This is a genomic window from Xanthomonas melonis (genome assembly GCF_020783655.1).
Classification (GTDB): Bacteria; Pseudomonadota; Gammaproteobacteria; order Xanthomonadales; family Xanthomonadaceae; genus Xanthomonas; species Xanthomonas melonis.
The window spans coordinates 39432-54651 of record NZ_JAJGQH010000022.1; the positions used below are offsets into that span (position 1 = coordinate 39432).

The 15220-nt window shown below is 65.8% G+C and carries 9 protein-coding genes; 7 read left to right on the forward strand and 2 right to left on the reverse strand.

Annotation, left to right across the window (positions count from 1 at the left end; translation table 11 throughout):
• The first annotated feature begins 153 nt into the window (after window positions 1-153).
• From gltB to LL964_RS19050, 3 genes are all read left to right on the forward strand, one after another.
• The gene (gltB, locus tag LL964_RS19040) at window positions 154-4626 is read left to right on the forward strand and encodes a glutamate synthase large subunit (RefSeq protein ID WP_104588176.1); all 4473 of its coding nucleotides are present in this window, start codon (window positions 154-156) and stop codon (window positions 4624-4626) included.
• A gap of 129 nt (window positions 4627-4755) precedes the next feature.
• A complete protein-coding gene (locus tag LL964_RS19045; protein ID WP_104588177.1) occupies window positions 4756-6237 on the forward strand; it encodes an FAD-dependent oxidoreductase in 1482 nt (493 codons plus the stop codon).
• A 14-nt stretch (window positions 6238-6251) separates the two neighbouring features.
• Window positions 6252-6806 carry a hypothetical protein gene (locus LL964_RS19050; RefSeq protein ID WP_146092401.1) on the forward strand — a complete coding sequence of 185 codons (555 nt, stop codon included), beginning with the start codon at window positions 6252-6254 and terminating at the stop codon, window positions 6804-6806.
• Between the two features lie 117 nt (window positions 6807-6923).
• Here LL964_RS19050 and LL964_RS19055 read toward each other — a convergent pair whose 3' ends face one another.
• Window positions 6924-7982, reverse strand: coding sequence for an NAD(P)-dependent alcohol dehydrogenase (locus tag LL964_RS19055; RefSeq protein WP_104588179.1), 1059 nt, complete (start codon window positions 7980-7982; stop codon window positions 6924-6926).
• A gap of 329 nt (window positions 7983-8311) precedes the next feature.
• Between LL964_RS19055 and LL964_RS19060 the strand changes: the two genes are divergently transcribed.
• From LL964_RS19060 to LL964_RS19075, 4 genes are all read left to right on the forward strand, one after another.
• On the forward strand, window positions 8312-9385 hold the full coding sequence (locus tag LL964_RS19060) for a glycoside hydrolase family 5 protein (RefSeq protein WP_104588180.1): 1074 nt from the start codon (window positions 8312-8314) through the stop codon (window positions 9383-9385).
• A 466-nt stretch (window positions 9386-9851) separates the two neighbouring features.
• Complete coding sequence (locus LL964_RS19065) at window positions 9852-10847, forward strand: glycoside hydrolase family 5 protein (RefSeq protein WP_228329506.1); 996 nt, start codon at window positions 9852-9854, stop codon at window positions 10845-10847.
• A gap of 393 nt (window positions 10848-11240) precedes the next feature.
• A complete protein-coding gene (locus tag LL964_RS19070) occupies window positions 11241-12320 on the forward strand; it encodes a glycoside hydrolase family 5 protein (protein WP_104588182.1) in 1080 nt (359 codons plus the stop codon).
• Window positions 12321-12589: 269 nt separating this feature from the next.
• Window positions 12590-13033 (forward strand): PepSY domain-containing protein, encoded by a 444-nt coding sequence (locus LL964_RS19075; protein ID WP_146092402.1) that lies wholly within the window; start codon window positions 12590-12592, stop codon window positions 13031-13033.
• A gap of 261 nt (window positions 13034-13294) precedes the next feature.
• Here the strand turns inward: LL964_RS19075 and LL964_RS19080 are convergent, their stop codons facing one another.
• On the reverse strand, window positions 13295-15106 hold the full coding sequence (locus LL964_RS19080) for a M28 family metallopeptidase (RefSeq protein ID WP_104588183.1): 1812 nt from the start codon (window positions 15104-15106) through the stop codon (window positions 13295-13297).
• Between the last annotated feature and the right edge of the window lie 114 nt (window positions 15107-15220).

Here is a 15220-nt window from a genome sequence, read left to right on the forward strand (position 1 = left end):
GGATTCAGGCAGGTCTCGTTGCAGCTGTAACGGTGTATTGCGGCACCGCATCAACTGTGGTCTAGTCGATCGTCCGGTGACCTCTTCGAAACGCTCCACGGATCGAGCGGTGCAACGTCGTCGCCGCTCTCCCAAGATCGCAACGAGGCAGACATGGCCCCCCGCACTCGCCAAGGGCTCAACGACTACGGTCTCTACAACGGCGTACGCGACGAGCGCGACGCCTGTGGTTTCGGCATGGTCGCCCAGTTGGACGACCAGCCTTCCCGCTCGCTGGTGGACACCGCGATTGCAGCGCTTTCGCGCATGACCCACCGCGGCGGCGTGGCCGCCGACGGGCTCACCGGCGACGGCTGCGGCCTGCTGATCCGCAAACCCGATGCGTTCCTGCGCGGGCTGGCCCGCGATGCCGGCATCCCTGTGGGCACGCGCTACGCGGCCGGTGTGGTGTTCCTGCCGCTGGACGCCGCCGAGGCCGCGCGTTGCCGCGCCGAGCTGGAAAGCCAGTTGCTCAGCGCCGGCGCGCAGCTGCGTGGCTGGCGTGTGGTGCCCACCGACGACAGCGTGTGCGGCCAGCTGGCGCGCGATACCTTGCCCCGCATCGAGCAGGTCTTCGTCGACGCCGGTGCGGAACAGACCGAAGACGCCTTCACCCTGGCATTGTTCCTGGCGCGCCGCCGCGCCGAACAGCAGCTGCAGGACGTGCAGGACTTCTACGTCACCACGCTGTCGCCCAATGGCATCAGCTACAAGGGCATGGTGCTGCCGGACAAACTGAGCACGTTCTACCCGGACCTGCAGCGCAGCGACCTGTCCTCCAGCGCAATTGTCTTCCACCAGCGTTTTTCCACCAACACGCTGCCGCGCTGGCCGCTGGCGCATCCGTTCCGCCTGCTCGCCCACAACGGCGAGATCAATACCATCGAAGGCAACCGCCGCTGGGCGCAGGCGCGCAGCAAGGTGTGGCAGACCCCGCGCTTCGATATCGCGCAGTTCGATCCGGTGATCTCCATGCATGGCTCGGACTCGCAGAGCCTGGACAACATGCTCGAGCTGCTGATCGCCGGCGGCATGGACCTGCTGCAGGCGCTGCGCATCCTGGTGCCGCCGGCCACTCAGTCGCTGGAGTTCAAGGACGCCGACCTGGCCGCGTTCTACGAGTTCTATGGCCTCAACACCGAGCCGTGGGACGGCCCGGCCGGCATCGTGGCCTGCGACAGCCGCTATGCGGCCTGCATGCTCGACCGCAACGGCCTGCGCCCGGCGCGCTGGATGCTGACCTCCGACCGCCATTTCCTGGTCGCCTCCGAGGCCGGTGTGTGGGAACTGCCGGCCGAGCGCATCACCCGCAAGGGCAAGCTCGGCCCGGGCGAGATGATGGCGATCGACCTCAAGCGCGGCGACCTGCTGGACTCGGACGCCATCGACCGCATCAACCGCGCGCGCGCGCCATACAAGCAATGGCTGCAGCAGGGCGTGACCTATCTGCAGACCGAACTGATCGACCCCTCGCTGGTGGAAGAGCCCTTCAGCGAGCAGACCCTGCGCAGCTATCACAAACTGTTCCAGCTCAGCACCGAGGAAGTGGAGCAGGTGCTGCGTCCGCTGGCCGAAACCGAGCAGGAAGCCACCGGCTCGATGGGCGACGACACCCCGATGGCGGTACTCAGCCGCCAGACCCGGCCGCTGTACGACTACTTCCGCCAGGCGTTCGCGCAGGTCACCAACCCGCCGATCGACCCGCTGCGCGAAGGCATCGCGATGTCGCTCACCACCCAGCTCGGCAAGGAGACCAACATCTTCCATGCCGGCGCGGAGACGGTGAACCACGTCATCCTCAACTCGCCGGTACTCAGCCAGCGCAAACTGCGCCAGCTGCTCAAGATGGAGCAGTACGTCGAGCGCAACCGCCTGATCGACCTGTCCTACAGCGTGGAGGAAGGGCTCAAGGCCGGGCTGGAACGCATCTGCCAGGAAGTGGAGGCCGCCGCGCGCGATGGCGCGGTCATGCTGCTGCTGTCCGACCGTTACCCGGTGCCGGACCGGCCGATGGCGCATGCGCTGCTGGCCACCGGCGCGGTGCATCACCATCTGTGCAAGGTGGGCCTGCGCTGCGACGTCAACCTGATCATCGAGACCGGCACCGCGCGCGATGCCCACCACATGGCCTGCCTGCTCGGTGTCGGCGCCACCGCGGTGTATCCGTACCTGGCCTACCAGACCCTGTTCGACCTGGGCCGGCGCGGCATCCTGCAGCTGAGCAAGGGCGGCGAGCAGTCGCAGATCGGCCGCCGCTACCGCAAGGGTATCTACAAGGGCCTGTCCAAGATCATCTCCAAGATGGGCATCTGCACCATCGCCAGCTACCGCGGCGCGCAGCTGTTCGAAATCGTCGGGCTGGACCCGGACGTGGTGGAACTGTGCTTTGCCGAGACGCCCGCGCGCATCGGCGGCGTGAGCCTGGCGCGGCTGGACACCGAGGCGCGCGAGCTCACCGCACGCGCCTGGAACGACCAGCTCAAGCCGGAAGTGGGCGGCCTGCTCAAGTACGTGCACGGCGGCGAGTACCACATGTACAACCCCGACGTGGTCATGACGCTGCAGCGCGCCACCCGCACCGGCGACGCCGGCGACTGGCAGAAGTACGTGGACGCGGTGCATGCGCGCCCGGCTTCCACGCTGCGCGACCTGGTGCAGCTCAAGCGTGCCACCACCCCGACCCCGCTGGACGAGGTGGCGCCTGCATCGGACGTGCTGCGCCGCTTCGACAGCGCCGCGATCAGCCTGGGCGCGTTGTCGCCCGAGGCGCACGAGGCGCTGGCCATTGCGATGAACCGCCTGGGCGGACGCAGCAACTCCGGCGAAGGCGGCGAAGACCCGGCCCGCTACGGCACCGAGAAGCGCTCCAAGATCAAGCAGGTGGCCTCCGGCCGCTTCGGCGTGACCCCGGAGTACCTGGTCAATGCCGAAGTGCTGCAGATCAAGGTCGCCCAGGGCGCCAAGCCCGGCGAAGGCGGCCAGTTGCCCGGCCACAAGGTCAACGAGCTGATCGCCCGGCTGCGTTACGCCAAGCCCGGCATCGGCCTGATCTCGCCGCCGCCGCATCACGACATCTATTCGATCGAAGACCTGGCCCAGCTGATCTACGACCTCAAGCAGGTCAACCCGAGCGCGCTGGTGTCGGTGAAGCTGGTGGCCCATGCCGGTGTCGGCACGATTGCCGCTGGCGTGGTCAAGGCCGGCGCCGACCTGATCACCGTGTCCGGCCATGACGGCGGCACCGGTGCCAGCCCGGTCAGCTCGATCCGCTATGCCGGCGTGCCGTGGGAACTGGGCGTGGCCGAGTCGCACCAGGCATTGGTGGCCAACGACCTGCGGGCGCGCACCATCCTGCAGACCGATGGCGGCCTGAAGACCGGCCTGGACGTGGTCAAGGCCGCATTGCTCGGCGCCGACAGTTTCGGCTTCGGCACCGCGCCGATGATCGTGCTGGGCTGCAAGTACCTGCGCATCTGCCACCTCAACAACTGCGCCACCGGCGTGGCCACCCAGGACGAGCGCCTGCGTGCCGGCTACTTCACCGGCCTGCCGGAACGGGTGGAGCATTTCTTCCGCCTGCTGGCCGAAGAAGTGCGGCAGTGGCTGTCCTACCTGGGGGTGCGCTCGCTGGACGAGATCGTCGGCCGCACCGACCTGCTCGAACAGCTGGACGTCTCCCCGCGTCCGGGCGTCAAGGTCGACCTCTCGCGCCTGCTCACCCATGCGCAGTACGACGGCAGCCACTGCGCCGCCCAGCGCCTGTACGAATCGCCGGACAGCCTGGCCACGCAGATGGATGGCTTGCTCGCCGATGCCATCGCCAACAAGACCGGCGGCGATCATCGCTTCCTGATCCACAACACCGACCGCTCGATCGGTGCACGCCTGTCCGGCGCCATCGCGCGCGTGCATGGCAACCACGGCATGAGCGATGCGCCGTTGAACCTGCGCTTTCGCGGCACCGCCGGGCAGAGCTTCGGCGCGTTCAACGCCGGTGGCCTGCAGCTGGAACTGGAAGGCGAAGCCAACGACTACGTCGGCAAGGGCATGGCCGGCGGCCGGCTGGTGGTACGCCCACCGCGCGGCGCGCGCTTCGAGGCGCGCAACACGCCGATCGTGGGCAATACCTGCCTGTACGGCGCCACCGGCGGCGAGCTGTTCGCGGCCGGGCGCGCCGGCGAGCGCTTTGCGGTGCGCAACTCCGGCGCGCTGGCGGTGGTGGAAGGCGCCGGCGACCACTGCTGCGAATACATGACCGACGGCGTGGTGCTGGTGCTGGGCAAGGTGGGCCTGAACTTCGGCGCCGGTTTCACCGGTGGCCTGGCCTATGTGCTGGATATCGAACGCGACTTCGTGGACCGCTACAACCACGAGCTGATCGACATCCACCGCGTCTCGGCCGAAGGCTTCGAGAACCATCGCCAGCACCTGCACACCCTGATCAGCCGCCACCGCGAGCTGACCGGCAGCATCTGGGCGCAGCAGATCCTGGACGAGTTCCGCGACTACATCGGCAAGTTCTGGCTGGTCAAACCCAAGGCCGCCAGTATCGAGTCGCTGACGGAGTCGCTCAGGCGGGCCGCCTGAGTTTTTGCCCCCCTCTCCCGCGCGCGGGAGAGGGGCTGGGGGTGAGGGCAGTGGCCTGCCCCCCTCATCCGCCCCTTCGGGGCACCTTCTCCCGCACGCGGGAGAAGGGAATCAGCCACGGATTTTCTTATGAGCCGCAAGCAAGCCTTCCAATTCCTCGACCTGCCCCGGACCATGCCCACGCGCATTCCGGTGGAGCTGCGCACGTCCGGCGACTGGGGCGAGTTGTACGGCAAGTTCGACAAGGCCGATGCGCAGTATCAGGCCGGCCGCTGCCTGGACTGCGGCAATCCGTACTGCAGCTGGAAGTGCCCTGTGCATAACGCCATCCCGCAGTGGCTGCAGCTGGTGCAGGAAAACCGCATCACCGAAGCCGCCGCGCTGTGCCACTCCACCAATCCGCTGCCGGAAGTGTGCGGGCGCGTGTGTCCGCAGGACCGCCTGTGCGAAGGCAGCTGCACACTGGAGGAATTCGGCGCGGTCACCATCGGTGCGGTGGAAAAATACATCGTCGACACCGCCTTCAAGATGGGCTGGCGCCCGGACCTGGGCAACGTGCAGCCGACCGGCCACCGCGTCGCGGTCATCGGCGCCGGTCCTGCAGGTCTGGCCTGCGCCGATCGCTTGGCGCGTGCCGGTGTCGAAGCGGTGGTGTACGACCGCTATGAGCAGATCGGCGGGCTGCTGCAGTTCGGCATTCCCAGCTTCAAGCTGGACAAGTCGGTGATCGGCAAGCGCCGCGAGATCCTCGAAGGCATGGGCGTGCAGTTCCGCCTGGGCGTGGAAGTGGGCCGCGACATCGGCATCGAACAATTGCTGGGCGAATACGATGCGGTGTTCCTGGGCACCGGCGCCTACCGCTACACCGACGGCGGCCTGCCCGGGCAGGATCTGAAGAACGTGCTACCGGCGCTGCCGTTCCTGGTGCAGAACAGCCGCATCGTCAGCGGCAACGACCCGCACGGCCGGCCGATCGCCGGCTGGGAAGACCAGCTCGCCCTGCCCGACCTCAGCGGCAAGCGCGTGGTGGTGCTGGGCGGCGGCGACACCGGCATGGACTGCGTGCGCAGCGCCATTCGCCTGGGCGCGGCCAAAGTCACCTGCGCCTACCGCCGCGACGAAGCCAGCATGCCCGGCTCGGCGCGTGAGGTGGCCAACGCGCGCGAAGAAGGCGTGCGCTTCCTCTTCAACCGCCAGCCGCTGTCGATCGAATCCGGCGCCGACGACGAAGCCATCGGCGTGACCGTGGTGGAAACCAAACTCGGCGAGCCCGACGCCAGTGGCCGCCGCAACGCGGTGCCGGTGGAAGGCAGCGAATCGCTGCTGGAAGCGGACGTGGTGATCATCGCCTTCGGCTTCTCGCCCACCCTGCCCGACTGGCTGTCATCGCAAGGCGTGGAAGCCGGCAGCAATGGCCGCATCGTCGCCCCGGCCGACGGCAATGGCCGCCTGCCCTACCAGACCAGCAACCCTCGCCTGTTCGCCGGCGGCGACTGCGTGCGCGGTGCCGACCTGGTGGTGACCGCAGTGGCCGAAGGCCGCGACGCGGCCGGCAGCATCGTGCAGCTGCTGGGCGTGAAAGCGCAGGTCAAGGAGCCGGCCGCGGCGTGAGGGGATGCTAGGCCTTGAATCAGTCAACTCGCCACTTCGAAGGAATTACGACGGCATCAATCAACGCCGAACGAGCTTTTAAGGCTGCGGTGTCTGCTAAAAATGCTCACTATCCAGAAGTTCAGCGACACACATGGGCCGCAGCTGCAATTCTTCACTGTGACATTCTTCGGTATGTCGTCACCTTCGAAAACTCAACCAGAGAAGGGCTGGTTCGTTTGCTTTGGATGGGTGATATCGTCTCTATGCTTTATGAAGCCAGGACATGGTTCTATAACACTGGCAACGCAAACTTGCGGAGCATCGCAGCCTCGAGCGGCGCAAACACATCCACACTCCTAGCTAAGATTAAGGCTCTTAAGAGAAGCTATCCATTAGACGGCATCGAAGCCTTTGCGGACTTCCGCAATAAGGTTGGTCATCACTACGACCCCTCGTTTGTTGCACATCTCAATACGTTCTCAGAGATGGATTTGCGAGCCTTCTATGATGCCCTGACCAACTACGCGAATTTCTCAGGTGAGTGGGTGGTGCTCTGTAAAGAGGTCATCCAGCAAGCATCCGGTTAACGTTGACATGCACAAATTTGGTTGGCTGCGTGTGTCACACATTGCTGCGCGCCGCGCGCCATCGCCTATGTCCGACAGCGACACAGGCAATGGCAGCACGGCTGATGCGCTAACTAATCAAGCCGCCTTATCCAACGTCGCCATATCGATCACGAAGCGGTATTTCACGTCGCTCTTGAGCATGCGCTCGTAGGCGTCGTTGATCTGGTCGGCGCGGATGGTTTCGATGTCCGAGACGATGTTGTGCTTGGCGCAGAAATCCAGCATTTCCTGGGTCTGGCGGATGCCGCCGATCAGCGAGCCGGCCAGGGTGCGGCGCTTCATCACCAGGTTGAACACCGCCGGCGACGGGTGCGACTGCTCGGGTACGCCCACCAGCACCATCGCGCCGTCACGCTTGAGCGCGTTGAGGAACGGGTCCAGGTTGTGCGGCGCGGCCACGGTGTTGAGGATGAAATCCAGGGTGTTGTACTGCGCCGCCATCTGCGCCTCGTCCTTGGAGATCACCACTTCGCTGGCGCCCAGGCGCAGCGCATCGGCGCGCTTGCTTTCGGAGGTGGTGAACAGCACCACCGTGGCGCCCATCGCCTTGGCGATCTTGACTCCCATGTGGCCCAGGCCGCCGAGACCGACCACACCCACCTTCTGGCCCGGGCCCACCTTCCAGTGTGCCAGCGGCGAGTAGGTGGTGATGCCGGCGCACAGCAGCGGCGCCACCGCGGCCAGGTTGTCGGTGTGCGAAATACGCAGCACATATTTCTGGTCGACCACGATATGGTCGGAGTAACCGCCGTAGGTGTTCTCGCCGCCACCGAACATCGGGCCGTTGTAGGTGCCGGTGAAGCCGGCTTCGCAGTACTGCTCCTCGCCTTCCTGGCAGGAGGCACAGCTGCGGCAGCTGTCGACCATGCAACCAACGCCGGCCAGGTCGCCGACCTTGAAGCCGGTCACCGCGTTGCCGACCGCCGTCACACGGCCGACGATTTCGTGGCCGGGAACGGACGGGTACAGCGTGTTGTGCCATTCGTTGCGTGCGGTGTGCAGGTCCGAGTGACAGACACCGCAATAAGCGATGTCGATCTGCACGTCGTTGGGGCCGGGCGCGCGCCGCTCGAACACGAACGGGGCAAGCGGCTGGTCTGCGGCCTGGGCGGCGTATGCGTGGGCTTGGCTCATGGGAGACTCCGGGATGAGGGCCGTGGGCAGCAGCTGCAAACGCCACGCACGGCAAGATGACGAAGGGCGATACGTTAGGACACGCTAGGTTAGAGCACGCTGGCGTCGCACTCCTGCGACAGTGCGTTTTGCGCATCCTCTTGCGAACGCTAGCGTAGCGGCATGACACGGCGTGTGCAGGGCGCGCACGACCCGATGCAGGCACGCCCGCGTGAATGACGCGCTAACGCCGGAGCTTCTAGGCTGACGAAGGTGCGGTTCGCGCTGCACCATCCCCCCTGGCCGTGCCCTCCCCCCGCGGCCCCACGTCGATGCCGAAGGAGGCTTCCATGTTCCGCGCTCCCCCACACCTTGCCCGCCTGCGTCTTGCTGCACTGGCGCTCTCGCTGCTGGCGGCGGTGCCGCTGGTCCACGCCAAGGAGCCCGATAGCCCGCACAAGGCGTCTACCGGCCTGAAATATGTTGGCGTCAACCTGTCCGGTGCGGAATTCAATTCGCGCAAGAAGCCCGGCACCCTGTTCAAGGACTACACCTACCCCAGCGCCGCGGATTTCAGCTATTTCGCCGGCAAGGGCATGAACACGATTCGCCTGCCATTTCTGTGGGAACGCGTGCAGCCCACGCTCAACGGCCCGCTGGATCAGACCCAGCTCGGGCTGATCAGGAAATCGCTCGCCGCCGCCAAGGCCAACAAGCAGGTGCTGATCCTGGATCTGCACAACTACGCCAAGTACAACGGCAAGCGCATCGGCAGCGACGAGGCGCCGGCGACCGCCGTGGCGGACCTGTGGCGACGGCTGGCGCTGGAATTCAAGGGCGAGAAGGCGGTGATCTTCGGGCTGATGAACGAGCCCAATGGCATTTCCGCGCCGGACTGGGCCAACGCCGCGCAGGCGGCGATCAACGCCATCCGCAAGACCGGCGCGAACAACCTGATCCTGGTGCCCGGCACCGCCTACACCGGTGCGCATAGCTGGCGCAGCACCAGTTATGGCGTCTCCAACGCCAAGGCGCTGCAGGTACTCAAGGATCCCGGCAATCATCTGGCATTCGAGGCGCACCAGTACCTGGATGGCGACTACAGCGGCACCAAGCCGGTGTGCACCAGCGAGACCGTGGGCGAGGAGAAACTGCGTGGCTTCACCGCCTGGCTGCGCGAGAACAAGCAGAAGGGCTTCCTGGGCGAATTCGCCACTGCCGACAATCCGGTCTGCAACAAGGCGCTGGAAGCCATGCTGACCTACATGGAAAAGAACAGCGATGTGTGGCTGGGCTGGACCTGGTGGGCGGCCGGCGCGTGGTGGAAGCCCGACTACCCCTTCACCGTACAGCCGGGCAAGGACGGCAGCGACAAGCCGCAGATGAAGATCCTGAGCAAGTACGCGCAGCGCGCCGCCAGATAACCCGTCGCCTTGCCCGTCTGACTGGCCGCAGCCTAGCCGCTGCGGCTGCGACGGGCGACACGCGGCCAGTGGCAGGACGCGACGGCACATCTACGCACCGCGCATCTGCGCACCGACACACGCCTTATCGAGCCAGCGGTATCCGCCACGGCGCCGCGACCTGCGATCGACTCCAGACTTGCTGCGCGCATCGGGTATTGCCATGCGCGGCCTGCATGCATCACCGCACGGCGTCGGCAGTTCGACTGAGAAGTGCTGCACAGCTTGCCGCTGCGATACCTCGCATGCGTAGTTTGCCGATGCGCGTGCGCTTAGGCTGAGCGGTAGTGCGGCGTCGCGATGCCGAGTGCAGATCCAGGCCACGGCGCTGCATCTCCCCCCGCGTGTATCAGGAGTGCCCATGTTCTCTTCCCCCACCCGGTTGCGCCGGCTGCTTAGCTGCGCGCGCATGTCGTTGCTGCTGCTGTTGCTCGTCCTCATGCCGTTGGCGCAGGCACAGAGCGGCAACCGGCTGAAGTTCGTCGGCGTCAATCTCTCTGGCGCAGAGATCAAATCCTCGCAAAAACCCGGCATCGCCGGCGTCGACTACCGCTATCCCGACGCCGATGAGTACGACTACTTCGCCGGCAAGCAGATGAACACGATCCGCTTGCCCATCCTGTGGGAGCGCCTGCAGCCCAGAGCCGGCGGTGCACTGGATCCAGCGCAGCTGGCCGCGATCCGGCAGGCCGTCGCCAACGCCAAGGCGTCCAAGATGTACTTGATCCTGGACGTGCACAATTACGCCAGGTACTACGGGCAGAAGATCGGCAGCACGCGCGTACCGATCGCCACCTTCGCCGATCTATGGCGGCGGCTGGCCCTCGCCTTCAAGAACGACAACAGCGTGATCTTCGGCCTGATGAACGAGCCTTACGGTATCGATCCACGCGCCTGGGCCGGCGCCGCACAGGCATCCATCGACACGATTCGCAAGACCGGCGCCAATAACCTGATCCTGGTACCGGGCGCGCTGTGGAGCGGGGCGCACAGTTGGTACTCGACCGTTGCCGGCCAATCCAACGCGGTGGCCATGGCGTCCATCAACGATCCGCTGAACCGCTATGCCATCGAGGTGCATCAGTATCTGGATGCCGATTCCAGCGGCACCACCGCCGGCTGCGTCAGCGCCACCGTCGGCGTGGAGCGCTTGCGCAGTTTTACCCAATGGCTGCGCATCCACCGCAAGCGCGGCTTTCTGGGCGAATTCGGCACCGCCAACAACGTCACCTGCAATCGCGCACTGGAAGGCATGTTGGGGTATCTGGAGGGCAATGGCGATGTCTGGTTGGGCTGGACATGGTGGGCTGCTGGCGCATGGTGGAGGGCACGTTATCCGTTCAACGTGCATCCCGACGCCCAGGGGCGCGACAAACCGCAGATGGCACTGCTGAGCGCGCGCGCCGCGCGACGCGCCAAGTAGACGACACGTTCCGGGGACACGCAGGCGCGGTGACCACCGCGCCTGTCGCATGCGGCGGTCGCCGATGGTCGCCTGCGCCGCGCGTCGGTAGGCCGGCGTCACCGCACCGACAGCAGGCGCATCCATACGCCCGGTTGCTGACGCAGGTACGGCCTTTGCCGCGATGCCGCTGACGTGGCATCGCGCCATTCGCCTCGAGCGTACCAGCGCCTTACGACAAGCGTGCTCTACGCACTTCATGACTGCGGATGAATCCACACATTCAGCCGCGTTCAGTGAAGACGGCGTTTAGGCACGGCCGATGCACTGCTGTGCATCGATGCGCCGCACTGCGCGCAGATCGTACGCAATCAGCTGCGACGCATCCCCCACCTCGTCGCCAGGAGTCTTTCCATGTCTGTCGTTTCTGTCCCGCCACGCGGCATCGTTCGCTGCGTCCTGTTGCTGCTTCTGCTCGGCATGTTGCCGCAGGTGCAGGCACAAACCCGCGCGCTCACGTATGCCGGCGTCAATCTGTCCGGCGCGGAGTTCGCTTCCTCGAAAAAACCCGGGGTCCTCAACAAGGATTACATGTACGCCTCGGCCAGCGATTACAGTTATTTCGCCGGCGTCGGCATGAATACCGTGCGCCTTCCCATCCTGTGGGAACGCCTGCAGCCCAGCGCGCGCGGCGAGCTGGATCCGGCGCAACTGGCGCTGGTGCAACAGGCGGTGGCACGCGCCAAGGCATCGGGCATGTACCTGGTGCTGGATATCCATAACTACGCCAAGTACTACGGCTACCTGATCGGCGGGCCGGAAGTTCCGGTTGCCACCTTCACCGATCTGTGGCGTCGCCTGGCGCTGGTGTTCAAAGGCGACAACGCTGTGATCTTCGGGCTGATGAACGAGCCTTACAACATCTCGTCCAGTCAGTGGGCCGGCGCCGCACAGGCAGCCATCGACACCATCCGTGCCACCGGTGCCGACAATCTGATCCTGGTGCCGGGGGCGTCGTGGACCGGTGCGCACAGCTGGTACTCGCCGACCAGCGATGGGTACTCCAACGCCGTTGCACTGGCCTCCATCTACGACCCGCTCAATCGGTACGCCTTCGAAGTGCATCAGTATCTGGACGCCGATTCCAGCGGTACCAGCAGCGTTTGCGTCAGCCCCACCATCGGTGCCGATCGCCTGCGCAACTTCACCCAGTGGCTGCGCATCCACAACAAGCGCGGTTTTCTGGCCGAGTTCGGTACCGCCAACAATGCAGTGTGCAACCAGGCACTGCAGGGCATGCTCGCCTTCCTGGAGACCAACGCCGATGTGTGGTTGGGCTGGACCTGGTGGGCGGCCGGCTCGTGGTGGAATCTTTCCTACGCCTACAACGTGCACCCCAACAAGGACGGGACCGCCAAGCCGCAGATGTCGATCCTGTCGCCGCAGGCGACGCGAACGACACGCGCAGCCGGCGTCATGCGTTCCAAGCGCTGAGGACAAGTGATGCAGAACGAGGAGAGCCGCCGCAAGGCGGCTCTTCGGTCGTGGCCACGCAGCGGTGGCCCATCCCTGCAGGCGCAGGACAAACTGGCGGTACCGGTTTGGATGCCTGGACCTGCATGTCATCACCACGCAGAGGACGACAGCGAGGATCACGCCGATTTCAGGTGCATGAACTTCCTCTGCAGCCGTTCTGCGTTTTTCACCTGCCATCGATTACGGCGGGCTCAGCATCGGCGCACTTCACTGTGAGGAGCACGACGATGACGCAGCGATTGATGAAAACCGCCTTGGTCGGGGCGCTGGCGCTGGCCTCGTACGCGATGGTCGCGCAGGCGGCCGACAAGCCGGCCAAAGCGCTGACCAGCAACGAGGTCACCCGCATGCTGACCGCCAAGGGCTACACCAAGGTGCACGACGTCAAGTTCGAACACGGCGTGTGGACGGCAGACGCACGCAGCGGAGATGGCAAGGATGTCGACGTGCACATCGATCCGGTCACCGGCCGCATCTATGGCGATCAGACCACCTCGCGCCTGACCGAAGCGGACGTACGCGCCGCCCTCTCCACCGGCGGCTATTCCGAGGTGCACGACCTGGAGTTCAAGGACGGTCTGTGGAAGGCCGATGCCAAGCGCGACGGGCGGAAGGTGGAACTGCATGTGGACCCGGAAGACGGCCACGTGGTCAGCGCCGAACAGGATTGATGCGCGGGTGCGTGCTGTCCTGCGTGACGGCGCGTGCCATTGGCGAAAGCCTCCGAGGCGGTGCTGCCACTGTTTGCCCGGCCGGTCGCTGTCGGCCTGGTGGCAGCGCACATAACCTGCTGCCGGGCATTGGATGGCAGGCGGCGCAACGCACGAACACAGCGGGCCTCCCAGGGAGGCCCGCTGTGTCATCGCCCTGCCGTCGTACCGTAACGCTCACCGGCTGCTCCGCCGCAGGGCGAAGCTGGGCGATCGATTCGCTCAGCGAGTCTGCGGCACAGATCTTTTTGCCGGAGCGCTACGCTGCGCTGCGTTGTCCGTCCCGCTTGGCTGCGACGCGGCATGTGCGCCCGTTCCCGGCTTGCCGGCCATCATGCGATCGCGTGCCGCCTTGAACGGGTTGCCCGCATACCAGTTCGGCCAACGACCGCCGACCGCCACTTCCTTGCCCACGCCATACATGGCCTGCAGGTCTTCGATGGTGCCGTCGAGTTTCCAGGTGGCCGCATCGTACTGATCGCCGGGTGCGTGGTAACGGTGGCGTCCATAGTCCTGCGCCGCCGCGCGTCCGGCAGCGGTGCCGCCTTCGCGCAGGTCCTCGCCGCCGTCGGCATACAGCGCCGGCACACCGGCCTTGGCGAAATTGAAGTGGTCCGAACGAAAGTACGAGCCGCTTTCCGGCGTGGCTTCGGCATGCAGGCTGCGGCCCTGCATCGCGGCGATCGGCTTGAGGATGTCTTCCAGCTCCGAGCTGCCCATGCCCACCACGGTCACATCGCGCGCGCGCCCCGCCACCGACATCGCGTCCAGATTGATCACCGCGGCGATCTTGTCCAGCGGAAAGCTCGGATTGGCGACGTAGTACTTGGAACCGAGCAGGCCCGATTCCTCCAACGTGACCGCCACGAACACCACCGAGCGTTCCGGCTTGGGCTCCTGATGGGCGAAGGCGTCGGCGATCTCCAGGATCCCGGCCACGCCGGTGGCGTTGTCGACCGCGCCGTTGTAGATGTTGTCGCCGCTTTCGCCCGGATGCTTGCCCAGGTGATCCCAGTGCGCCATGTACAGCACCGCCTCGTCGGCATGGGTGGTGCCGGGTAGCACGCCGACCACGTTGCGCGAGGTCTTTTCGGCGATGCTGCTCTTCAGATCCACCGACCAGCTGGCCTTCAACGGCACCGGCTTGAAGCCGCGCTTGCCGGCGTCCTTGTAAGCCTGCGCCAGATCCAGCCCGGCATCGGCGAACAGCTGCTTGGCCGTCTCGGCGCTGATCCAGCCCTGCACCGGCAACCGCGGATCCGGATCCTCCTTGGCTGGCAGGTCGTACTGGGGACCGGACCAGGAGTTCTTCACCACGTCCCAGCCATAGCTGGCGCCAGGGGTGTCGTGCACGATCAACGCCGCCGCCGCGCCCTTGCGCGCAGCTTCTTCGAACTTGTAGGTCCAGCGCCCGTAGTAGGTCATGCGCTTGCCGTCGAACAGCTTGGCATCATTGCTGTGGAAGCCCGGGTCGTTGACGAACATCACCACCGTCTTGCCCTTCCAGTCCTGGCCGGCGTAATCGTTCCATTGCTGCTCGGGCGCATCCACGCCATAGCCGACGAACACCAGCTCGCTGTTGTCCAGCTTGACCTCGGGCTGCCCGGTGCGGGTGCCCACCACGATGTCGGGACCGAAGGCCAGCGTGCGGGTCCGCTCACCGCTGCGCAGGCTGGGCGCGGTGGCGGCATCGGCAGTGGTCTCCACCATCGGCACTTCCTGGTACCAGCTGTCGCCATTGCCCGGCTGCAGGCCGATGCGCTGCATCTGGTCGCGAATATAGGTGACGGTCTTTTCTTCGCCGGCAGTGCCCGGACCGCGGCCTTCGAAATCGTCCGAAGCCAGTGTCTTGACCAGCTCGGCGAAGTCGCCTTGGGTCAGCTCGGGCGAGAACGCATGCCGACTCGGCGGTGCGCTGGGCGCGGTCTCGGCCGGCGTCTGCGCCGTCGGTGCAGCCGGCGCATCGGCAGCGTCGCGCTGGCAGCCGGCCAGGGCCAGGCTCGCGGACAGGCACAACAGGATCTTGCGGGGCATCGGAATTCCTCGTGCAACCAGGCCCCGATCTTAGAACGTGCGACGGAGGGCGAGGTGAGCATGGGATTGGCCGCCCCGGACGTACCGCCGATCACCGGCTGGACGCGCGGTCGG